24 protein-coding genes and 1 riboswitch are annotated in these 21,375 nt (G+C 72.2%); of the genes, 23 read left to right on the plus strand and 1 reads right to left on the minus strand.

The window, feature by feature from the left end:
* The first annotated feature begins 300 nt into the window (after nt 1–300).
* The 19 genes from pyrC to ribH all read left to right on the plus strand — a co-directional run bounded on the left by pyrC (nt 301) and on the right by ribH (nt 18,473).
* Nucleotides 301–1,368 carry a dihydroorotase gene (gene pyrC / locus Pme01_RS19650; protein WP_203935742.1) on the plus strand — a complete coding sequence of 356 codons (1,068 nt, stop codon included), beginning with the start codon at nt 301–303 and terminating at the stop codon, nt 1,366–1,368.
* Nucleotides 1,369–1,371: 3 nt separating this feature from the next.
* Entirely contained in the window at nt 1,372–2,052 is a 681-nt protein-coding gene (locus Pme01_RS19655; protein WP_168116670.1) for a phosphoribosyltransferase family protein, read from the plus strand.
* A 160-nt stretch (nt 2,053–2,212) separates the two neighbouring features.
* The gene (locus Pme01_RS19660; protein WP_168116671.1) at nt 2,213–3,250 is read left to right on the plus strand and encodes a quinone-dependent dihydroorotate dehydrogenase; all 1,038 of its coding nucleotides are present in this window, start codon (nt 2,213–2,215) and stop codon (nt 3,248–3,250) included.
* Nucleotides 3,247–4,092 carry an orotidine-5'-phosphate decarboxylase gene (gene pyrF / locus Pme01_RS19665; RefSeq protein ID WP_168116672.1) on the plus strand — a complete coding sequence of 282 codons (846 nt, stop codon included), beginning with the start codon at nt 3,247–3,249 and terminating at the stop codon, nt 4,090–4,092. Before Pme01_RS19660 ends, pyrF begins: the two co-directional genes overlap by 4 nt.
* A 142-nt stretch (nt 4,093–4,234) precedes the next feature.
* Nucleotides 4,235–4,558 carry an integration host factor, actinobacterial type gene (gene mihF / locus Pme01_RS19670; protein ID WP_168116673.1) on the plus strand — a complete coding sequence of 108 codons (324 nt, stop codon included), beginning with the start codon at nt 4,235–4,237 and terminating at the stop codon, nt 4,556–4,558.
* A 59-nt stretch (nt 4,559–4,617) separates the two neighbouring features.
* On the plus strand, nt 4,618–5,166 hold the full coding sequence (gene gmk, locus Pme01_RS19675) for a guanylate kinase (protein WP_168116674.1): 549 nt from the start codon (nt 4,618–4,620) through the stop codon (nt 5,164–5,166).
* Between the two features lie 34 nt (nt 5,167–5,200).
* Nucleotides 5,201–5,464: a DNA-directed RNA polymerase subunit omega gene (rpoZ, locus tag Pme01_RS19680; protein ID WP_168116675.1), complete on the plus strand. Its 264-nt coding sequence runs from the start codon at nt 5,201–5,203 to the stop codon at nt 5,462–5,464.
* Between the two features lie 76 nt (nt 5,465–5,540).
* Nucleotides 5,541–6,761 (plus strand): bifunctional phosphopantothenoylcysteine decarboxylase/phosphopantothenate--cysteine ligase CoaBC, encoded by a 1,221-nt coding sequence (gene coaBC, locus Pme01_RS19685; RefSeq protein WP_168116676.1) that lies wholly within the window; start codon nt 5,541–5,543, stop codon nt 6,759–6,761.
* A 69-nt stretch (nt 6,762–6,830) separates the two neighbouring features.
* A complete protein-coding gene (gene metK / locus Pme01_RS19690; protein ID WP_168116677.1) occupies nt 6,831–8,024 on the plus strand; it encodes a methionine adenosyltransferase in 1,194 nt (397 codons plus the stop codon).
* 88 nt (nt 8,025–8,112) lie between these two features.
* A complete protein-coding gene (locus tag Pme01_RS19695; protein ID WP_168116678.1) occupies nt 8,113–10,134 on the plus strand; it encodes a primosomal protein N' in 2,022 nt (673 codons plus the stop codon).
* 103 nt (nt 10,135–10,237) lie between these two features.
* Nucleotides 10,238–10,789 (plus strand): peptide deformylase, encoded by a 552-nt coding sequence (def, locus tag Pme01_RS19700; RefSeq protein ID WP_168116679.1) that lies wholly within the window; start codon nt 10,238–10,240, stop codon nt 10,787–10,789.
* A 2-nt stretch (nt 10,790–10,791) separates the two neighbouring features.
* Nucleotides 10,792–11,733 carry a methionyl-tRNA formyltransferase gene (gene fmt / locus Pme01_RS19705; RefSeq protein WP_168116680.1) on the plus strand — a complete coding sequence of 314 codons (942 nt, stop codon included), beginning with the start codon at nt 10,792–10,794 and terminating at the stop codon, nt 11,731–11,733.
* On the plus strand, nt 11,733–13,280 hold the full coding sequence (locus tag Pme01_RS19710; RefSeq protein ID WP_168116681.1) for an RsmB/NOP family class I SAM-dependent RNA methyltransferase: 1,548 nt from the start codon (nt 11,733–11,735) through the stop codon (nt 13,278–13,280). Before fmt ends, Pme01_RS19710 begins: the two co-directional genes overlap by 1 nt.
* A 102-nt stretch (nt 13,281–13,382) precedes the next feature.
* Nucleotides 13,383–14,063 carry a ribulose-phosphate 3-epimerase gene (gene rpe / locus Pme01_RS19715; RefSeq protein ID WP_239088339.1) on the plus strand — a complete coding sequence of 227 codons (681 nt, stop codon included), beginning with the start codon at nt 13,383–13,385 and terminating at the stop codon, nt 14,061–14,063.
* An 83-nt stretch (nt 14,064–14,146) separates the two neighbouring features.
* Complete coding sequence (locus Pme01_RS19720; RefSeq protein WP_239088340.1) at nt 14,147–15,121, plus strand: GGDEF domain-containing response regulator; 975 nt, start codon at nt 14,147–14,149, stop codon at nt 15,119–15,121.
* A gap of 80 nt (nt 15,122–15,201) precedes the next feature.
* Nucleotides 15,202–15,348, plus strand: a riboswitch (FMN riboswitch).
* 118 nt (nt 15,349–15,466) lie between these two features.
* On the plus strand, nt 15,467–16,066 hold the full coding sequence (locus Pme01_RS19725; RefSeq protein WP_168116682.1) for a riboflavin synthase: 600 nt from the start codon (nt 15,467–15,469) through the stop codon (nt 16,064–16,066).
* Nucleotides 16,063–16,761 (plus strand): nicotinamide riboside transporter PnuC, encoded by a 699-nt coding sequence (gene pnuC, locus Pme01_RS19730; RefSeq protein ID WP_168116683.1) that lies wholly within the window; start codon nt 16,063–16,065, stop codon nt 16,759–16,761. Before Pme01_RS19725 ends, pnuC begins: the two co-directional genes overlap by 4 nt.
* Nucleotides 16,758–17,993: a bifunctional 3,4-dihydroxy-2-butanone-4-phosphate synthase/GTP cyclohydrolase II gene (locus Pme01_RS19735; protein ID WP_168116684.1), complete on the plus strand. Its 1,236-nt coding sequence runs from the start codon at nt 16,758–16,760 to the stop codon at nt 17,991–17,993. The genes pnuC and Pme01_RS19735 overlap by 4 nt, the downstream gene beginning before the upstream one ends.
* A gap of 3 nt (nt 17,994–17,996) precedes the next feature.
* Nucleotides 17,997–18,473: a 6,7-dimethyl-8-ribityllumazine synthase gene (gene ribH / locus Pme01_RS19740; RefSeq protein ID WP_168116685.1), complete on the plus strand. Its 477-nt coding sequence runs from the start codon at nt 17,997–17,999 to the stop codon at nt 18,471–18,473.
* Here the strand turns inward: ribH and Pme01_RS19745 are convergent.
* Nucleotides 18,470–19,471, minus strand: coding sequence for a class I SAM-dependent methyltransferase (locus Pme01_RS19745; protein ID WP_168116686.1), 1,002 nt, complete (start codon nt 19,469–19,471; stop codon nt 18,470–18,472). The genes ribH and Pme01_RS19745 overlap by 4 nt on opposite strands.
* A gap of 240 nt (nt 19,472–19,711) precedes the next feature.
* Between Pme01_RS19745 and Pme01_RS19750 the strand changes: the two genes are divergently transcribed.
* From Pme01_RS19750 to Pme01_RS19765, 4 genes are read left to right on the plus strand one after another with little or no spacing between them, the layout of a single operon-like run.
* Nucleotides 19,712–20,164 (plus strand): nitroreductase family deazaflavin-dependent oxidoreductase, encoded by a 453-nt coding sequence (locus Pme01_RS19750; RefSeq protein WP_168116687.1) that lies wholly within the window; start codon nt 19,712–19,714, stop codon nt 20,162–20,164.
* Nucleotides 20,165–20,216: 52 nt separating this feature from the next.
* Nucleotides 20,217–20,447, plus strand: a complete 231-nt coding sequence (locus Pme01_RS19755; protein ID WP_168116688.1) for a helix-turn-helix domain-containing protein — start codon at nt 20,217–20,219, stop codon at nt 20,445–20,447.
* Entirely contained in the window at nt 20,444–21,031 is a 588-nt protein-coding gene (locus Pme01_RS19760) for a Clp protease N-terminal domain-containing protein (protein WP_168116689.1), read from the plus strand. Before Pme01_RS19755 ends, Pme01_RS19760 begins: the two co-directional genes overlap by 4 nt.
* Nucleotides 21,032–21,080: 49 nt before the next feature.
* Complete coding sequence (locus tag Pme01_RS19765) at nt 21,081–21,344, plus strand: phosphoribosyl-ATP diphosphatase (RefSeq protein ID WP_168116690.1); 264 nt, start codon at nt 21,081–21,083, stop codon at nt 21,342–21,344.
* The last annotated feature ends 31 nt before the right edge of the window (nt 21,345–21,375 follow it).

The raw sequence follows: 21,375 nt of genomic DNA on the forward strand, positions 1-21,375 counted from the left end.
GAAACCAACAGTGGAGTCGGCCCAGTCTATTCGCAGAGAGCAATGTGTTGTCTACTGAAAGCAACACATGCGACTCGGTCCCGGTCGGGGCGCGGGTGATCCTGTGGCGGAATCGACGCATCTCCGCCGGTGGGGACCTATCGTCTTTCTTGCCGACGGGTAGAAAACGCCGACTGGCCGGCCCCCGGGCTCTGGCCCACAGGCTCTGGCCCCTCCGGGCGTACCGGCGACTGCGCTAGCATCCACCGCGCTCAATATCATGAATCCCGCATGCCCTATCTACCGCCAAGGGGACGCCCCATGACACGGCTGGTGGCTCGCGAACCGGAGGCGTCGTCGACGTCGCTTCGGATCCGTCGACCCGACGACTTCCACCTACACCTGCGGCAACACGACATGCTCCGGGCGGTGCTGCCGGCGACCGGCCGGCACTTCGCCCGGGCTCTGGTGATGCCGAACACCGACCCACCGGTCGCCGACGCCGACGCGCTGGCGCGGTACCGCTCGGAGATCGTCTCGGCCAACGAGTGGCCCTTCGAGCCGCTGATGACCATCAAGCTCACCGCCGGAACCGGCGACAAGACGGTACGGCTGGCCGGCGAGGCGGGAGCGGTGGCGGCGAAGCTGTACCCGCGCGGGGTCACCACCAACTCGGCGGACGGGGTCGACGAGGTCGACGACCTCTATCCCGCGTTCGCGGCGATGGTCGACGTCGGCATGGTGCTCTGCGTGCACGGCGAGAGCCCGGACGCGTTCTGTCTCGACCGCGAGGAGGCGTTCCTGAGCGCCGTCCTGCCACGGATCACCTCCGAGTTCCCGACGCTGCGGGTCGTGGTGGAGCACGCGTCGACGGCGGCCGCCGTGCGGTGGGTGCGCGACCACCGGGACCGCACCGGTACCTCCACGGTCGCCGCCACCATCACCGTGCACCACCTGTTGCTCACCCTCGACGATGTGATCGGCGACCTGCTGTCACCGCACCACTTCTGCAAACCGGTGGCGAAGCGGCCCGAGGACCGGGCGGCGCTGGTCGAGGCCGCCACCAGTGGCGACCCGGCGTTCTTCCTCGGTACCGACAGCGCGCCGCACGCCCGCGAGGCCAAGGAGTGCGCGTCCGGATGCGCGGGGGTTTTCACGGCGCCGGTCGCCCTGCCGGTGCTCGCCCAGGTCTTCGAGTCCGCCGGTGCCCTCGACCGGTTGGAGCGGTTCACCTCCGTGGCCGGCGCGCACTTCTACGGGCTGCCGCTCAACGAGGGCGTCGTGACGCTGCGGCGCGAGCGCTGGCGCGTGCCGGCCGAGTACCACGGGGTCGTGCCCTTCCTGGCCGACCGGTACCTGGACTGGCGCGTGTCCGAGGACGGTGAGTGACCCATGGACGTACTGCGGCAGTTGGCCGAGCGGGGCGCCATCTCCACCGACCGGCACTTCGTGTACGCCAGCGGCAGGCACGGCGCCGCCTACATCAACCTCGACCACGCGCTACCGGACACGACGCTGATGGCGCGACTGTGCCGCGAACTGGCGGCGCCCTTCCAGGGGCAGGCCGAGATCGTGGCGGCTCCCGCGGTCGGGGGCATCGTGCTGGCCGTCCTCACCGCCCAGGCGCTCACATCGGACGGCGGCGCCGCGATCCCCGCGGTCTGGGCAGACAAGACGGGCGGCGGCGGCCTCGCGGTGGAGCGGGCCGGCTTCGCCGACCTGCTGCGCGGCCGGGCGGCACTGGTCGTGGAGGACCTCATCACGACCGGGGGCTCGGTGGCCGCGGTGTGCCGGGAGGTCGAACGGCACGGCGCCCGGGTCGTCGGGGTCAGCGCCGTCTGCAACCGCGGCGGCGCCACCGCCGGAGAGTTGCGCGTACCGCGCCTGCACTCGCTCGCCGAGGTCGAACTCGCCGCGTTCCCGGCCGACGCCTGCCCGCTGTGCGCGGAAGAGATACCGATCGTGGCTGACGTGGGCCACGGCGGCGAGTTCCAGGCGTTGCGGCCGGACTATCCCGGCGGCTTCGTACCGCTGATCTCCGTCGGCGGTGAGTGCCCTGGTCGCGGCGTGTAGGCGCGCCGCACCTGGGTAGCGGGCCGTGGCCGCGACAGGCCACGGCGGCGGGTCCATCCGGTCCCGCTACCGTTGGGCAGTCGTTTTGTTGTTCAACTTACTCGGCCCGCGGAACCGGTGAAGAGTTCGCGGGCCGGGACCGGATCGACGGTGAGGAAACGTGCTGTACAGGCGGGTGGCCCGACCGGTGCTCTTCCGAGTCAAGGGGGGCGACGCCGAGGGTGTGCATGAGCTGACGCTGCGGTGGCTGGGCCGGCTCGGCTCGGTCGCGCCGGGCGCTCCGTACTCTCCACCCGGGGCCGGGTGCACGGTGTTCGGGGTGCGCTTCCCCAACCCGGTGGGGCTGGCCGCGGGCATGGACAAGGACGGCCGGGCGCTGCGGGCGTGGCCACGGCTCGGGTTCGGCTTCGTCGAGGTCGGCACGGTCACCCGGTACGCGCAGCCGGGCAACGACCGGCCGCGGCTGTTCCGGTTGAAGGACAGCGGGGCTGTCATCAACCGGATGGGCTTCAACAACGCCGGCGCCTCCGCCCTGGCCGCCCGCCTGGCCTCGGTCGGCAAGCTGCCGGTGCCGCTGGGCATCAGCCTCGGCAAGTCGAAGGTGACGCCGCTGGAGGAGGCCGTCGACGACTACGTCGCGTCGATGCGTGAGCTGTACCCGTACGGCGACTACTTCGCCGTCAACGTCTCCTCGCCCAACACTCCGGGGCTGCGTACCCTCCAGAACGCCGAACACCTCGACGCGCTGCTGGGCGCGCTGTGCGCGGAGGCGGACGGGCGGCTGGGCCCGCCCAAGCCCGTACTGGTCAAGGTGGCTCCCGACCTCACCGACTCCGCCCTAGGCGAGGTCCTCGAGGTCTGCGACACCCACGGTGTCTCGGGGCTCATCGCCACGAACACCACCCTGCGGCGTGACGGGGTGGCACCCGCCGACGAGCGGCTCGCCGCCGAGGCGGGTGGGCTGAGCGGCGCGCCGCTCACCGACCGCGCCCTCGAGGTGGTGCGGTTCGTCAACCGGGAGACCGGCGGCCGGCTGCCGGTGATCGGGGTGGGCGGCATCATGCACCCCGACGACGCGCTGCGGATGCGAGACGCCGGCGCGAGCCTGGTCCAGTTGTACACCGGCCTGATCTATGCCGGGCCGGCCCTCGTACGCGGATGCGTACGGACACTTTCGTCTACAAGGAGCGGTCAATGAGTGACGGACGGTTCGGTGCGCGACTGCGCGCCGCGATGGATGCGCGCGGACCGCTGTGCGTGGGCATCGATCCGCACCCGGCGCTGCTGTCCGCGTGGGGGCTGCCGGACACGGCGGCGGGCCTCGAACGATTCACCCGAACGGTGGTTGAGGCGGTCGGCGATCGGGCCGCGGTGGTCAAGCCGCAGTCCGCCTTCTTCGAGAGATTTGGGTCACAGGGCATCGCGGTCCTCGAGTCGGCTATCCGACAGTTGCGGGAAGCAGGGTCATTGATCTTGCTCGATGTCAAACGAGGTGACATCGGCTCGACCGCGGCGGCGTACGCCGACGCGTACCTGGACCCGGCGAGTTCGCTGCGCGTTGATGCGATCACGGCGAGTCCCTACCTGGGGTTCGGATCACTCACGCCGATGATCGAGAAGGCGGTCGCCACGGGCGCCGGCGTTTTCGTGCTGGCCCTCACCTCCAACCCCGAGGGGTCGTCGGTCCAGCACGCGCGTACCGCCGACGGGCGGACCGTCGCGCAGCTGGTCATCGATGAGATTTCGCAGCTCAACAAGGGTGTCAGTCCACTGGGGGACATCGGCGTCGTGGTCGGCGCGACGGTTGGGCAGACCGGGCACGACATGAGCGAACTGGGCGGTCCGGTGCTGGTTCCGGGCCTCGGTGCGCAGGGTGGCCGCCCCGAAGACCTGCGAACCGTCTTCGGCGACGACCTGAGTGCGGTGCTGCCCGCGTACTCCCGGGAGATCCTGTCGCGGGGGCCCTCGGTGGTCGCGCTGCGGGACTCGCTGGAGCAGCTTATGGACGCGTGTCGGAGGGTGGTGCAGCCGATCGGATGACGCGACGCGGATGTGATCAAGCCACTCCGACGTTGCTGAAACCGCCGCCGACCGCTAGTTTTCCCGGCGCTGGCAACGCATGATTCAGCTAGCGCCACAGATTCATGGACCACCGTTTCGTCAAGGGACCCGAGGAGACCTGGTGCCGCTCCCGTCATTGAGCCCCGAACAGCGCGCTGCCGCTCTCGAGAAGGCTGCGGAGATTCGTAAGGCTCGTGCTGAGCTCAAAGAGCAGCTCAAGCAGGGCAAGACCACGCTCGCCAAGGTACTCGAGCAGGCTGAGGCCGACGACGTCGTCGGTAAGCTGAAGGTGTCAGCCGTCCTGCAGGCGATGCCCGGTATTGGCAAGATCCGTGCGACTCAGATCATGGAGAAGCTCAAGATCGCCGATAGCCGGCGCCTGCGTGGCCTCGGCGAGCAGCAGCGTAAGGCACTGCTTGGGGAGTTCTCTGCCAACGGCAAGTGAGCGTTGTGTAGAAACAAGCAGTGAGCAACGATGACGAGGCGCGCCCGGTTTCAGTCCGATTGACTGTCTTGTCCGGCCCCAGCGGGGTCGGGAAGGACAGCGTGATCGAGCTGATCCGGGCGCGCTCGCCTTGGGTGCGCCTGTCCGTGTCGGTCACCACTCGGCGTAAGCGCGACTACGAGGTCGACGGAACCCACTACCACTTCGTCAGCCGGACAGAGTTCCAGCGGATGGTGTCCGCCGGGGAGCTGCTGGAGTGGGCGGAGTTCGCCGGCAACCTGTACGGCACGCCCCGCGCCCAGGTCGAGGGGTACCTCGCCCAGGGCATCCCGGTGCTGCTGAAAATCGACATTCAGGGCGCCCGGCAGGTCCGCGCGGCGATGGCCGACGCGCAGTTGGTCTTTCTCGCCCCGCCGAGCGTCGAGGAGCTGGAACGCCGGCTCACCGGCCGCGGTACCGAGGATCCCGACATGATCGCCCGCCGCCTGCAGCACGCCCACGAGGAGCTCGCGGCCGCCAAAGACTTCGACGAGATCATCGTGAACGACTCGATCGAACACGCCGCGGACGAACTGGTAAGCTTGCTCGGTTCTCCAGCACTCCGCTGAGAACATCGTCTAGCCCGTCTCGAGGATTTTCATAGTGTCCGGAATCGTGGCCAACCCCGAGGGCATCACCAACCCGCCGATCGACGAGCTGCTGGAGAAGACCACCTCCAAGTACGCCCTCGTGATCTTCGCGGCGAAGCGCGCCCGGCAGATCAACGCGTACTACAGCCAGCTCGGCGAGGGCCTGCTGGAGTACGTCGGTCCGCTGGTGGAGACGACGCCGCAGGAAAAGCCCCTGTCGATCGCCATGCGCGAGATCAACTCGACGCTGCTGACCGCCGAGCCGATCGAAGGCTGAGCGCCTTACCGAGCGGAGCGGGGCCATCGACACGTCCGGCCGTCGTCACGGCCCCGCGGTGGAGCGGAGCGAGGCCGTGACAGAGGTCGTACTGGGAGTTTCCGGAGGGATCGCCGCCTACAAGGCGTGTGAGCTCCTCCGGCTGTTCACCGAGTCGGGGCACCGGGTGCGGGTCGTACCCACCGCCTCGGCGCTGAAGTTCGTCGGCGCGCCCACCTGGGCCGCACTGTCCGGCCAGCCGGTGAGCACCGAGGTCTGGGACGCGGTGCACGAGGTGCCGCACGTCCGCCTCGGCCAGCGCGCCGACCTCGTCGTGGTGGCTCCCGCGACCGCGGACGTGCTGGCCAAGGCCGCCACCGGCCAGGCCGACGACCTGCTCACCAACACCCTGCTGACGGCGCGGTGCCCGGTCATGTACGTGCCGGCGATGCACACGGAGATGTGGGAGCACCCCGCCACCGTGGAGAACGTCGCCACCCTGCGCCGGCGCGGTGCCGTGGTGATCGAGCCGGCCGTCGGCCGACTCACCGGCGTCGACACCGGCAAGGGCCGGCTGCCCGACCCGGCGGAGATCTTCGCCATGGCCAGGCGGGTGCTCGCCCGCCCCGATCAGCAGCCCGATCTCGTCGGCCGCCACGTGGTCGTCACGGCCGGCGGTACCCGCGAGCCGATCGACCCGGTCCGGTTCATCGGGAACCGGTCCAGCGGCAAGCAGGGGTACGCGTTCGCCCGCGCCGCCGTCGCCCGGGGCGCCCGGGTGACGATTGTCTCGGCCAACGTCGCGCTGCCCGCCCCCGCCGGCGCGGACATCGTGCGGGTCGGCACCACCGAGGAGCTGCGGCAGGCCACCCTCAAGGCCGCCGAGGAGGCCGACGCGGTGGTGATGGCGGCCGCTCCCTGTGATTTCCGGCCGGAGCACTACGAGGCCGAGAAGATCAAGAAGCGGGACGGCGCGGACGCGCCCACGCTGCGCCTGGTCGCCAACCCGGACATCGCCGCCGAGCTGGGCGCGCGCAAGCGGCCCGGCCAGGTGCTGGTCGCGTTCGCCGCGGAGACGGCCGCCGAGCCGGTCGCGCTGGAAAACGCCCGCGAGAAGTTGCTGCGCAAGCGCGCGGATCTGATAGTTGTCAACGAGGTCGGAGTGGACCGTACGTTCGGGGCCGACACCAACGCCGCGATCGTCCTCGGCCCGGAGATTGAACCCATCCGGATCGGGGAGCGCTCCAAGGAGGAGCTCGCCGATGCGGTACTGGACCTGGTCTCCGGTCGGCTGTGTCACACACCCGGCGCCGGGTGAGCCCTGGCCGACAACGCCAGCAACTGGTCTTACACTCTGCCGATAGTTTTCAAGCCGCAAAGGAGCACCGTGGCACGGCGAATGTTCACCTCCGAGTCGGTAACCGAGGGCCATCCGGACAAGATCGCTGACCAGATCAGCGACGGGATCCTCGACGCCCTGATCGGCGCTGATCCGCGCAGCCGCGTCGCGGTGGAGACGATGATCACCACCGGTCAGGTTCACGTGGCCGGTGAGGTCACGACGACGGCGTACGCCGACATCCCGTCCATCGTCCGCGAGACGATCCTGGGCATCGGGTACGACTCGTCGAAGAAGGGCTTCGACGGCGGTTCGTGTGGCGTGAGCGTGTCCATCGGCTCCCAGTCGCCGGACATCGCGCAGGGCGTGGACGCGGCGCTGGAGGCGCGCACCGGCGAGGCCGGTGACGACCTGGACGCCCAGGGCGCCGGCGACCAGGGCATGATGTTCGGCTTCGCCTGCACCGAGACGCCCGAGCTGATGCCGCTGCCGATCGCACTGGCGCACCGGCTGGCCCGCCGGCTGTCGGCCACCCGCAAGGACGGCACCATCCCGTACCTGCGCCCGGACGGCAAGACCCAGGTCACGGTGGAGTACGAGGGCCTCCGGCCGGTGCGGCTGAACACCGTCGTGGTGTCCAGCCAGCACGCGCCGGACATCTCGCTGGAGTCGCTGCTGACCCCCGACGTGCGCGAGCACGTGATCGCCCCCGAGCTGGAGAACCTCGGCCTGGACATCGAGGGCTACCGGCTGCTGGTCAACCCGACCGGGCGGTTCGAGATCGGTGGCCCGATGGGCGACGCCGGCCTGACCGGCCGCAAGATCATCGTCGACACGTACGGCGGGTACGCCCGCCACGGCGGCGGCGCGTTCTCCGGCAAGGACCCGTCCAAGGTGGACCGGTCGGCGGCGTACGCGATGCGCTGGGTGGCCAAGAACGTCGTGGCCGCGGGCCTGGCCGACCGGTGTGAGGTGCAGGTCGCGTACGCGATCGGCAAGGCGCACCCGGTCAGCCTGTTCGTGGAGACCTTCGGTACCGAGGTGGTGCCCGTCGATCGGATCGAGAAGGCCATCGGCGAGGTCTTCGACCTGCGCCCGGCCGCGATCATCCGCGATCTGGACCTGCTGCGCCCGATCTACCGGCAGACCGCCACGTACGGTCACTTCGGCCGCGAGCTGCCCGAGCTGACCTGGGAGCGCACCGACCGGGTCGCCGACCTGAAGTCCGCCGCCGGCGCGTAGCCGCCACTTTTCGCGATCGTGGACACGCGGCCGGGTCATAGGCCCGCCGCGTGTCCACGATCGCAGAATTTTCGGGTAAGAATGTCCGGTGAGTGAGGCGGCGTCCAAGCCCAAGGCCCCGGTGAAGGCACCGGCCCGCCGGGCGCCACGCGCCCGTCCGGAGCCGGCGGCCACGCTGCCGGTGGCCCGTATCTGCGTCGACCTGCCGCTGGCCCACCTCGACCGGCCCTTCGACTACCTCGTCCCCACGACCGCCGACGCCGACGCCGTGCCCGGCAGCCGGGTACGGGTCCGGTTCGCCGGCCAGCTCGTCGACGGGTACCTGCTGGAGCGCGTCGAGGACTCCGCGCACGGCGGCAAGCTGGCCTTCCTGGAGCGGGTCGTCTCGTCCGAGCCCGTCCTGCACCCCGAGACCGCCCGGCTGGCCCGGGCCGTTGCCGACCGCTACGGCGGGACCCTGGCCGATGTGCTGCGGCTGGCGGTGCCGCCGCGGCACGCCCGCGCCGAGACAAAGGCCGACGCCGCGCCCGTCGACACCGAGGCGCCGCCTCCACCGGATCAGACCGGATGGTCGGCGTACCCGGCGGGCGCCGCGTTCCTGCGCGCCGTCGCCGACGGCCGCCCCGCGCGCGCGGTCTGGAGCGCGCTGCCGGGGGAGGACTGGCCGGCGCGGCTGGCCGAGGCCGCGGCCGCCGCGGACACCGCCGGCCGGGGCGCCGTCCTCGTCGTCGCCGACGCCCGTGACCTCGACCGGCTCGACGCCGCGCTCGGCCGCGTCCTCGGGCCGGGCCGGCACGTCGCGCTGTCGGCCGCCCTCGGGCCGGAGGAGCGGTACCGGCGTTTCCTCGCGGCCAGCCGGGGGCGGGTACGCGTCGTCGCCGGCACCCGGGCGGCCGCGTTCGCCCCGGTCGAGCCGCTCGGCCTGGTCGCGATCTGGGACGATGGTGACGACCTGCACGCCGAGCCGCGCTCGCCGTACCCGCACGCCCGCGAGGTCCTGCTGACCCGCTCCCAGCTCGCCGGCTGCGCCGCGCTGGTCGGCGGGTTCGCCCGCAGCGCCGAGGCGCAGCAACTGGTGGAGACCGGCTGGGCCAAGGAGATCGCCGCCACGCGCGAGGACGTCCGCCGCGCCGCGCCGCACGTCCAGGCGGTCGGCGACGACGTCGAGCGGGACCGCGACCCGGCCGCGGCCTCGGCCCGGCTGCCCAGCATCGCGTGGCGGGCCGCCCGCGAGGCCCTCGCCGCGGGCGCGCCGGTGCTCGTCCAGGTGCCCCGCCGCGGGTACCTGCCCTCCGTCGCCTGCGCCGACTGCCACACTCCCGCGCGCTGCCCGTCCTGTTCCGGGCCGCTCGCGCTACGCGAGGCCGCCGGCGCGCCGGGCTGCCGCTGGTGCGGGAAGGTCGCCGCGGCGTACTCCTGCCCGCACTGCGGCGGCCGTCGGCTGCGGGCGTCCGTCGTGGGCGCCCGGCGTACCGCGGAGGAGCTGGGCCGAGCCTTCCCGGGCACTCCCGTGCGCACCAGTGGCCGCGACGGCGTACTGGCGAGCGTGCCGGCCCAGCCGGCGCTCGTCGTCTCCACGCCGGGCGCCGAACCGGTGGCCGAAGGCGGCTACGGAGCCGTCCTGCTGCTGGACACCTGGGCCCTGCTCACCCGCGCCGACCTGCGCGCCTCCGAGGAGACGATGCGCCGCTGGCTCGCCGCCGCCGCACTGGCGCGCCCGGCCCGTACCGGTGGCCGGGTCGTCATCGCCGCCGACGCCGGCATCCCGACGGTGCAGGCCCTCGTCCGGTGGGACCCGGCCGGGCTGGCGGCCCGGGAGCTGGCGGAGCGGCGCGAGCTGGCGTTCCCGCCCACGGTCCGGTTCGCCTCCCTGACCGGCGTACCCGACGCCGTCGCCGAGATGCTCGCCGCGGCCGACCTGCCGCCCGACGCCGAGCTGCTCGGCCCCGTACCCGCCGCCGACCCCGACTCCGAGCGCATGCTGGTACGGGTACCGCGCTCGGCGGGCCGGGCGCTCGCCGCCGCCCTGCACGCCGCGGCCGGGGTGCGCAGCGCGAAGAAGGCGCGCGACCCGGTCCGGGTCCAGGTCGACCCGCTGGAGCTGCTGTGACGGGGCCCTGCCGGCTGCGTGCTCGGCCTACCGGCCCCGGATCACGCTCCGCGGTACCCGTACACTCGGAAGGTCTTGACAAGCGTGGAAGGAGCGTGCCCGGGTGACCGTGCAGCCGATCCGCCTGTTCGGCGACCCGGTGTTGCGTACTCCGGCCGAGACGGTGGTCGATTTCGACAAGGAGCTGCGCAAGCTCGTCGAGGATCTGACCGAGACGATGCGCGACCAGTCCGGCGCCGGGCTCGCGGCCCCGCAGATCGGCGTGGGCCTGCGGGTGTTCACCTTCGACGTGGACGACGTCCTCGGGTACATCGTCAACCCGGTGCTGGAGTTCCCCGATTCCGAGGAGCAGGACGGCCCCGAGGGCTGCCTGTCCATCCCCGGGCTGTACTTCGACACCAAGCGCCGGCAGAACGTCGTCGCCAAGGGCTTCAACGTCCACGGTGACCCGATGCAGATCGTCGGGACCGGCCTGATGTCGCGCTGCATCCAGCACGAGACCGACCACCTCGACGGCGTGCTCTTCGTCGACCGGCTGGACCGCGCCGCCCGCAAGGAGGCGCTGCGGGCCATCCGCTCCGCGGACTGGTACGACCCGGGCAGGCCGCCGCAGATCAAGGTGAGCCCGCACGGTTCACGGGGTATCTTCGGCTAGCCATGCGACTCGTCTTCGCCGGTACTCCCGCCGTCGCCCTGCCCGCGCTCGACGCCATCGCCGCGTCGGGCCACGACCTGGTGGCCGTGGTCACCCGGCCCGACGCACCCGCCGGGCGCGGGCGGCAACTGCACCGTTCGCCGGTCGGCGCCTGGGCCGACGAGCGGGGGATCGAGGTACTGACCCCGCAGCGCCCCCGCGAGCCCGAGTTCCTCGACCGGCTGCGGGAGATCGCGCCGGACTGCGTACCGGTGGTCGCCTACGGCGCGCTGGTCCCCCCGGCCGCGCTGGAGATCCCGCGCCACGGCTGGGTCAACCTGCACTTCTCGCTGCTGCCGGCCTGGCGCGGCGCGGCCCCCGTGCAGCACGCCATCCTGCACGGGGACGAGCTGACCGGCGCGAGCGTGTTCGGACTCGAGGAGGGGCTCGACACCGGGCCGGTCTACGGCACCCTGACCGAGCCGATCAAGTCGTCCGACGACGCCGGCGAGCTGCTGGACCGGCTGAGTGTCGCCGGCGCCGGGCTGCTGGTGAGTGTGCTGGACGGAATCGGGTCCGGAACGCTGGAGCCGGTACCGCAGCCGCACGAGGGCGTCACCCTCGCGCCCAAGGTGACCGTCGAGGACGCCGCGGTGCGGTGGGGCGATCCGGCCTTCGCGGTCGACCGCCGGATCCGTGCCTGTACCCCCAACCCCGGCGCGTGGACCACGTTCCGGGGCGAGCGGGTCAAGCTCGGGCCGGTGACCGTGGTGCCGGGCGGCCCGCGGCTGCACCCCGGTGAGCTGCTGGTCGAGCGCGGGCGGGTGCTGGCGGGTACCGCCACCGACCCGGTCGCGCTGGGGGAGGTACGCGCGGCGGGCAAGAAGCCGATGCCGGCGGACGCGTGGGCCCGTGGGGTACGCCCGGACGCCGGTGAGCGGGTCGGGGCCGACGGCGGCGCGTGATGAGTGATTCGGGCGGGCGGCCGCGCCGCCCGGGACCGGGGGCCGACCGCGATCGTGGGCGGTCAGGCGGCGATCGCGACCATCCGCGGCGGGGCGCTGATCGCGACCGTGGGCCACAGGGCGGCGATCGCGACCGCCAGCGGCCGCGCGGTGACCGGGGCCACCGGCGCCCGCCGGCCGATCCGGCACGCCGGGCCGCGTACGAGGCGGTGGCGGCGGTGCACCGCGACGACGCGTACGCCAACCTGGTCCTGCCCCGGCTGCTGCGCCAGGCGCGGCTGCACGGGCGCGACGCGGCCTTCGCCACCGAGCTGACCTACGGCACGCTGCGGCTGACCGGCACGCTCGACGCGATCATCGCCGTCGCGGCCGACCGCGACGTCGCGCGCATCGACCCTCCCGTACGCGACGCGCTGCGGCTCGGCGCCTACCAGCTCCTGCGGACGAGGGTGGCGCCGCACGCGGCCGCGAGCACGACCGTCGACCTCGTCCGCGCGGTCGCGCCGGGCGCCATCGGTTTCGCCAACGCCGTCCTGCGCCGCATCGCCGAGCGGGACTGGGATGGCTGGATCGACCGGCTGGCCCCGAGCGCCGACGGCGACCCGGTACACCGGCTCGCGCTGGCCCACGCCCATCCCGAGTGGATAGTCCGGTCGTTCTCGGACTCGCTGCGTGCCGGTGGCGATCCCGAGGAGACGGCCCGCGCCCTGGCCGCCGACAACGTGGCCCCGCCGGTGCACCTGGCCGCCCGGCCCGGGCTGATGACCGCGGCCGAGCTGGCCGAGGAGGTCGGCGGCAAGGTCGGCCGGTACTCGCCGTACGCGGTCTACCTGCCGGGCGGGGCGCCGGGCGACGTCGCGGCGATCCACGAGGGACGGGCCCACGTACAGGACGAGGGCAGCCAGCTCGTCGCCGCGGCCCTCGCCGACGCCCCCGTGGACGGCCCGGACGACCGCTGGCTGGACCTGTGCGCCGGGCCTGGCGGCAAGTCCGGTCTGCTCGGCGCGCTCGCCGCCCAGCGGGACGCCCGCCTGACCGCCGTCGAGGTCACCCCGCACCGGGCGCAGCTCGTCACCACCGCCACCCGGGACCTGCCCGTCACCGTGATCACCGCCGACGGCCGGGACGTCGGCCAGATCGAGGAGCTGCCGGAGCAGGGCTTCGACCGGGTACTGGTGGACGCGCCGTGTACCGGTCTGGGTTCGCTGCGCCGGCGGCCGGAGTCGCGCTGGCGTCGCCAGCCGTCCGACCTCGCCCCGCTGACCCGGCTCCAACGGGAGCTGCTCGCCGCCGGCCTGCGCGCGGTGCGCCCCGGCGGGGTGGTGGCGTACGTGACCTGCTCGCCGCACCTGGTCGAGACGGAGGTCGGAGTCACCGAGGCGTGCCGGCGCTCCGGGTACCCGGCCGATCTCGTCGACGTGCGGCCGCTGCTGCCGGTCGACATGCCCGACCTCGGCGGCGGCCCGAGCGTGCAGCTGTGGCCGCACCGGCACGGTACCGACGCGATGTTCCTGGCCATGCTGCGCCGGGGCCCCGGCCCCTCATGATCATGAAGGATTTTCCGTGCCAGGCAGGGAAAATCCTTCATGATCATGAGGGGTGGACGGGCGGCGGCTGGCGGGCGGAGCATTCATCCGTACACTGACCGCGTGGTTGGTTCGTCGCTCATCGTCGCTCCCAGCATTCTCGCCGCCGACTTCGCTCGTTTGGGGGAGGAGGCGCGCGCGGTCGAAGGCTCGGCCGACTGGCTGCACGTCGACGTGATGGACAACCACTTCGTGCCCAACCTGACGATCGGCCTGCCCGTCGTGGAGCATCTGCTCAAGGCGACCACGCTGCCGTTCGACACCCACCTCATGATCGAGGCGCCGGACCGGTGGGCGCTGGGCTACGCCGAGGCCGGCTCCTACAACGTGAGCTTCCACGTCGAGGCGGCGGCCGACCCGGTCGGGCTGGCCAAGAACCTGCGGGCGGCCGGCAGCAAGGCCGGGCTGGCGATCGACCGGGACACGCCGATCGAGCCGTACCTGGAGATCCTGCCGCACTTCGACACCTTGCTGATCATGACGATCAAGGCGGGCTTCGGCGGGCAGAAGTTCATGCCGGAGCTGCTGGACAAGGTGCGTACGGCCCGGCGACACCTGGCCAGCGGGCACCTGGAGCTGCGGATCGAGGTCGACGGCGGTATCGCCGAGGACACCATCGAGGCCGCCGCCGAGGCGGGTGCCGACGCGTTCGTGGCGGGTACCGCCGTGTACGCGGCCGACGACCCGGCCGACGCCGTGCGGCGGCTGCGCCGGCGGGCCGAGGCGGTGGTGGCCGGCGGGTAGGCGCAACCCGGCCACCGCGAGGCCCGGTGCGGCGGACCAGCATGATCACGGGGTGAGACGACGAGGTGGACGAGGAGACTGCCGTGAGCGTCGAGGGGGTTGCGGTCGGTACCGGCGTGACCGAGCGCGACGGTGACCTGCTGATCGTGGTGGACGACGACGTGGACATCGCCCGCTTCGTCGAGGTCAACCTCACGTTCGAGGGGTTCCGGGTGCTGCTGGCCCACGACGGCGAGGAGGCGCTCGGGTTGATCGAAAGCCATCAGCCCGCGCTCGCCATCGTCGACGTGTCGATGCCCAAGATCGACGGTCTGGAGCTGACCCGGCGGCTGCGCGCCAACCCGCTGACCACGGCGATGCCGATCATCCTGCTCACCGCGCGCGGCCTGACCGCCGACAAGGTGATGGGGCTGACCGCGGGCGCCGACGACTACCTGGTCAAGCCGTTCGACACGATGGAGCTGGTGGCGCGGGTCCAGGCGACCCTGCGGCGAAACCAGGAGGCCCGCGAGATCTCGCCGCTGACCGGCCTGCCGGGAAACACCCGGATCCTGCGGGAGATCGCCGACCGGGTCAACGGTGGCACCGACTACGCCGTGTGCCACATCGACATCGACCGGTTCAAGAGCGTCAACGACGTGTACGGGTTCGCGCGCGGCGACGAGTTCATCGGCGCGCTGGCCCGGTGTCTGCACCGCGCCGTCGTGGGGGTGGGGCTGCCGCCCGCGTTTCTGGGCCACATCGGCGGTGACGACTTCATCCTGGTGTGCACCCCCGAGCAGGTGTACCCGGTGACTGAGAAGGCCGTGGTCGACTTCGAGGCGGCGGCCGACGCGCTGTACGACCCCGAGGACCGGGAGCGGGGCTACGCCGAGGTGGTCAAGCGCAACGGCGAAGTGCAGCGGGCGAACCTGGTCACGCTCTCGATCGGGGTCGCGGTGTCGAGCAACCGCGGGAACGCCAGCCCGCACGAGATCATCGAGATCGCCACCGAGATGAAGACCGTGGCCAAGCGCCACGACGGCTCGTACGTGGCGATGGACCGTAGACGATCCTGAGACGCGATCGTGGTGTGACGTGCGTCGCTCGTGGCGGGTCACCCTACCGGTCGGTGTGCAAGACTCGCAGGGTACCCACCACGCGCTGGCGGGGCTCGGTGAAAGTCCGAACCGGCGGTGACCCGGCCTGTACGGCCGGCAGCCCGCTACCCGGTCACATCCAGTGACCGGTGGATCCGGTGAAATTCCGGAGCCGACGGTGAAAGTCCGGATGGGAGGCAGCGCGCGGGAGTAGGCCGTATCCGGCGGCCGTGGGGTGCCGCGCCTGCGTTTCGCGGCAGCCCGTCCCTCCTGCTCGTCGTCGCCCGCCACCTCCGGCGCGCAAGCTGAGCGAAGGAGGCGGGCGTGTTCACCGGCATCGTCGAAGAGCTGGGCGCCGTCGTCGGCTGGAACGCCGACCATTCCCGGCTGGTGATCCGCGGCGAGGTCGTCGCCGCCGACGCCGGCCACGGGGACTCGATCGCCGTCAACGGCGTCTGTCTGACCGTCGTCGAGGTCGACGCTGACGTCTTCACCGCCGATGTCATGCAGGAGACCTTCGACCGCACCTCGGTCGGTGCCCTGGCACCCGGCGACCCGGTCAACCTGGAGCGCGCCGCGACCCTCGCCACCCGCCTGGGCGGCCACCTGGTGCAGGGACACGTCGACGGCGTCGCCACGATCGTGAGCAGGGTGCCGGGCGAGCACTGGGAGGCGGTCCGCTTCACCCTCCCGGAGCGGCTCGAACGGTACGTGGTGGAGAAGGGCTCGATCACCGTCGACGGCGTCTCCCTCACGGTGACCGCGGTCGGCCCGGACTTCTTCGAGGTCGGTCTGATCCCGACGACGCTCAAGCTCACCACGCTGGGTTCCAAGGGCGTCGGTGACCCGGTCAACCTGGAGGTGGACGTGATCGCCAAGTACGTCGAGAAGATGCTGGCCCGCCGGGACGGGGACGCCCGATGAACGCCCTGCTCTGGCTGCTCGACGCCCGCCTGGAGATCGCCGGTTCGCACGTACTGTGGCGCGAGATCGTCGGCAACGTCTTCGGCCTGGCCTCCGCCCTGCTCGGCATGCGCCGCCTGGTCTGGGCCTGGCCGGTGGGCATGTTCGGTAACGCGCTGCTGTTCACCGTCTTCCTCGGCGGGGCGTTCGCCACCCCGCAGGCGGTCGACCTGTACGGGCAGGCCGGGCGCCAGGTCTTCTTCTTCGCCGTCAGCGTGTACGGCTGGTGGCGCTGGTCGCGCAACCGCCGGCTGGGCACGTCGCCCGACGCCGGTGCGGTGGTGCCGCGCTGGGCCAGCGCCCGGGAGCGGGTCGGGCTGGTGGCCGCGGCGGTGATCGGTACCGCCCTGGCGTACCCGGTGCTCAAGGCGCTCGGCTCGTGGGGTCCGCTGCCGGACGCGTGGATCCTCGTCGGCAGCCTGCTCGCCACGTACGGAATGGCGCGCGGCTGGGTGGAGTTCTGGCTTATCTGGATCGCCGTGGACGCCGTCGGCGTGCCGCTGCTGCTGCAGGGCCGGTTCTACCCGTCGGCCGCGATGTACGGCGTGTACGGATTCTTCTGCGCCTGGGGCTTCGTCTCCTGGCTGCGCACGTCGCTCGCGTTGCGGCGCCGCACCGATCAGGCGCCCACCAGCTACGTGGAGGTGACGGCATGAACGGCTTCTCGGACATCGAGCGGGCGGTCGCGGACATCGCGGCCGGACGCGCGGTGGTCGTCGTGGACGACGAGAACCGGGAGAACGAGGGCGACCTGATCTTCGCGGCCGAGCTGGCCACGCCGGAGCTGCTTGCGTTCACGGTGCGGTACACGTCGGGCTTCATCTGCGCGCCGCTGACCGAGGCGGACGCCGACCGGCTGGAGCTGCCGCCGATGTACCACACCAACCAGGACCGGCGCGGCACCGCGTACACGGTGACCGTCGACGCCCGGGAGGGCGTCAGCACCGGAATCTCCGCCGCCGACCGGGCCCACACCATCCGGCTGCTCGCCGACGCGGGCACCACGCCGGCGGACCTGGCGCGGCCCGGACACGTCGTGCCGCTGCGCGCCCGCAAGGGCGGGGTGCTGCGCCGGCCCGGCCACACCGAGGCCGCGGTCGACCTGGCCGAGCTGGCCGGGCTGCGGCCGGCGGGGGTGCTGTGCGAGCTGGTCAACGACGACGGCACCATGATGCGCCTGCCGGAGTTGGAGAAGTTCGCCGCCGAGCACGGCCTGACGTTGATCTCGATCGCCGACCTCATCGCGTACCGGCGCCGCACCGGGACCCAGGTCGAGCGGGTGGTCGAGACCCGCATCCCCACCGCGCACGGCGTCTTCCGGGCGGTGGGCTACCGGGCCGACTTCGACGACACCGAGCACGTGGCCCTGGTCCACGGCGACCTGGGCGACGGCGAGGACGTCCTGGTACGCGTGCACTCCGAGTGCCTGACCGGCGACGTGTTCGGCTCGCTGCGCTGCGACTGCGGCCCGCAGCTGGAGGCGGCGCTGGGCCGGGTGGCCGCCGAGGGGCGCGGCGTGGTGCTCTACATGCGCGGCCACGAGGGGCGCGGCATCGGCCTGCTGCACAAGCTCCAGGCGTACGAGCTGCAGGACCAGGGTCGCGACACGGTCGACGCCAACCTGGAGCTGGGGCTGCCGGCGGACGCGCGTGACTACGGCACGGGCGCGCAGATCCTGGTGGATCTCGGTATCCAAAGCATGCGGCTGTTGACCAACAATCCGGCTAAAAGGGCCGGTCTGGAAGGGTATGGTCTTAAAATCACCGGTCGGGTGTCCCTGCCCGTACGCCCGCACCCCGAGAACGTGCGGTACCTGCGCACCAAGCGGGATCGCATGGGACACCTGCTCGAGGAGCTGGACCAGATCACGTCGGAAGGGCTGGCATAACACATGGCGGGCAAGGGGATCCCCGATCTCGAGGTCGTCGACGCCGCGGGGTTGACCCTCGGCATCGTGGTCAGCCGCTGGCACGACGACCTGACCATGCAGTTGCTCGACCGCGCGATGGAGGCCGCCAAGGCCTGCGGCGTGGAGCACGTCACCGTCGCCCGGGTGGCCGGTTCGGTCGAGCTGCCCGTGATCGCGCAGGCCCTGGCCCGTCGGTACGATGCCGTCGTCGCGCTCGGCGTGGTGATCCGCGGCGACACCGCGCACTTCGACGTCGTCTGCCAGGCGGTGACCGACGGGCTCACCCGGGTCGCCCTGGACGAGTCGACCCCAGTCGCGCAGGGGGTGCTCACCGTGGACACGTACGAGCAGGCCCGCTCCCGCGCCGGCTTCCCCGACTCCGCCGAGGACAAGGGCTGGTACACCACCATCGCCGCGCTCGACGCGGTGCTGACCCTGCGCCGGGTGCACCGCGCCTAACGCGCCTCGATGACAGTGTCGGCGGTCAACCGGCCGCGCTCCGGGGCCCGGCACACCTTGCCGGCGGTCACCAGCCCGCCGATCGCGGGCAAGGCGTCCGAGGCCCGGTACATCGTCTCGGCGCGGGTGTAGTCGCGCAGCTCGCCGGCGGAACACCCGCCGCGCGCCGCAACCCGGTCCAGCAGCGCGCGGCGCAGCGGGCCGAGGCTTGGCTGAAGCGAGATGTCCACCAGCGCGTGGTCGTGGTCGCGCGGGTCCCGGTACCGCACGCCGGCGAACTCGTCGACGGCCCACAGCTCGTCCTTGAACCGGTCGAGCGCCTTGGCCGAGCCGGTGGCGAAGAGCAGCAACTGCGCGTACCCGTCGTCGCCCACCAGCTCGACGTGCGTGACCCCGGTCAGCCCGGCGTGGGCAAGCGCGCCGCGGTAGCAGGTGACCAGGTACGGGTACCGCTCGGTGTCCGGTAGGTCGGCCGCCGCCCGCCACTGCGGTGACGGGCCGAAGAGCCGCTGATCGACCAGCGCGGCCGGGTCCAGGGCGAGCAGCACGTCGGTGTGCTGGCCGGCCCCCAGCCGGGCCAGCGTCTGGTATCCGGGCGCGGACGCGCCGACCGCGTCCAGGTACGCGAGGATCGGGGCGCCGAACGCGTCGGCCCGTTCCAGGGCGGGGACGAGCTGCTCGTCGCAGTCGCCGGACGCGGCGTCCACCCGTACGCCCGCCGCCGCGCCGAGCTTCTCGCGAGCCCGTTCCAGCAGCCGGCTCAGTGCCGCGAGCCGGGCCGGGTCGGCGCCCACCAGCACGATCGACCTCCGCCCGCGCAGCCGGTCGGCGAACTCGGCGAAGACCCGCAGCGCGGCGACCGCCGAGGACTCCCGGCCACCGTCGCCGCCCGCGTACCCCTCGGCGTACGTGAAGCCGCCGTGCGTGGCGGACATCGCCGAGTCCAGCAGGCGTACCAGTAGCTCCCGCTTGACCGCCCCGTGTGTCGCCGGCTCCATCAGTTGGTTGTACCGCCCGGCACCCCCGTCGCGCCACGGGCGCGGCAACCCCGGTGGGTGTATGGGGGTGCTGCGCAACGCTTTGCTCTGCTCCCGGATAGGCAGCGATAGGGAGCACCTATTGCCCCGCTACCGGTGTTGCCCGCCCGGCAGCAGAGCAAAGCACGTGGCACGTAGCCGGGGTGGCGGCTGGCTCGAGCCGGTGCCAGGCTTGGAGGTTGAAGATCGATTGGAGTTGACATGACTAACCTCGATCAGCCGACCGACCCCACCGAGGGCTGGCAGGCCGACCACATCCGGCGGTACCTCGACACCGACGGCCGTGACGGCCACGAGTGGCGGCCGGGAGTGTTCACCCTGTTGCTGACCACCCGGGGCCGCCGTTCCGGACAGGCCCGGCGCAACGCGCTGATCTACGGCCGCGACGACGACCGGTACGTGGTGGTGGCGTCCAAGGGCGGCCATCCCGAGCATCCGGACTGGTACCGCAACCTGTCCGCCGACCCGAACGTGCGGGTACAGGTCCTCGGTGACCGGTTCGACGCCCGGGCCAGGACGGCCACGCCCGAGGAGCGGGACCGGCTGTGGCCGGAGATGGCCCGCGTCTTCCCGCCGTACGACGAGTACCAGAAGGGCACCGACCGGGAGATCCCGTTGGTGATCCTGGAGCCGACGGGCCGGCCCGAAAGCTAGGGCTGTCAGCTTTGGTTGACGGACTCACGCGTGTCAGCTGAAGCTGACACGCGTGAGCGAACTGGGCGACCTGGCCACCGCCGCGGACAGTCCCGACCCGGCGGTCGGGCTCGCAGCGGTGGCCGCCCTGGGCCGGTTGCTGGAGGAGTTGGAGGCGCTGCACGTCGCCAACGCCCGGGCCCAGGGCTGGTCCTGGGAGACGATCGCCGACGCCCTCGGCGTGCGGCGGCAGACCGCTCACCGCAAGTACGCCCGCCGCATCGCCGATCGGAGCGCACGTTGACCCTCTTCGCCGGCTTCACCCCGTCCGCAACCGACACCGTCGTGCGCGCCGGCCGGCTCGCCGCCGAGACCGGCGCGCCCCGGCTGCGTACCGACTTCCTGCTGCTCGCCCTCGCCGAGGGCGGCTACCTCACCCCGCCGCTGGACGCGCTCGCCGGGCACGGCAGCGCGGTCCGCGGGCACATCCCCGAGTACGTGTCGGGCCGCACCGACCGGGAGCTGTTGGCGCTCCTCGGCATCGACCTCGACGAGGTGCGCCGGATCGCGGAGGCCAGCACCGGCCGCCGGCTCGACGACGCGACGCTGTGGCGCCTGGAGCGGTCCCGGCTGCGGCGGCTGCGGTACACGCTGCGCGGCCCGGCCGGTGAGCTCCGCCTCGACGGCCGGAGCCGCAAGGTGGTCGAGGTCGCCCAGTACTGGGCGCGCCGCCGGGGGACCCCGGTCGGGCCCGAGCACCTGCTGTGGGGGCTGCTCGCCGACGGCTCCAACGAGTCGGTACGTGTTCTTCGTCGCATCGGCGTCGATCTGCCGCGCCTGGGCGAGAGCCTGCAGCGCTGGTACACCCGCTCCGCCGACGCCCGCTGAGTGGAACCGATGTGACGCAGGGTCAGGTCGCCTGGCAGACTCGGTGCCCGTGAAGACCTTCGACGACCTCTTCGAGGAGCTGCGGGCCAAGGCCGCGGCGCGCACTCCCGGCTCCGGCACCGTCGCGGCGCTCGACCGCGGCGTGCATGCCATCGGCAAGAAGGTCGTCGAGGAGGCGGCCGAGGTGTGGATGGCCGCCGAGCACGAGGGGCGGGAACGCACCGCCGAGGAGATCTCCCAGCTGCTCTACCAGTTGCAGGTGATGATGCTGGCGACCGGTCTGGAGCCCGAGGACGTGTACCGACATCTGTGACTCCCGGTCAGATGTCCCACGTTCTTCCCAA

This window comes from Planosporangium mesophilum (assembly GCF_016863255.1).
In the GTDB taxonomy this organism is placed as follows: Bacteria; Actinomycetota; Actinomycetes; order Mycobacteriales; family Micromonosporaceae; genus Planosporangium; species Planosporangium mesophilum.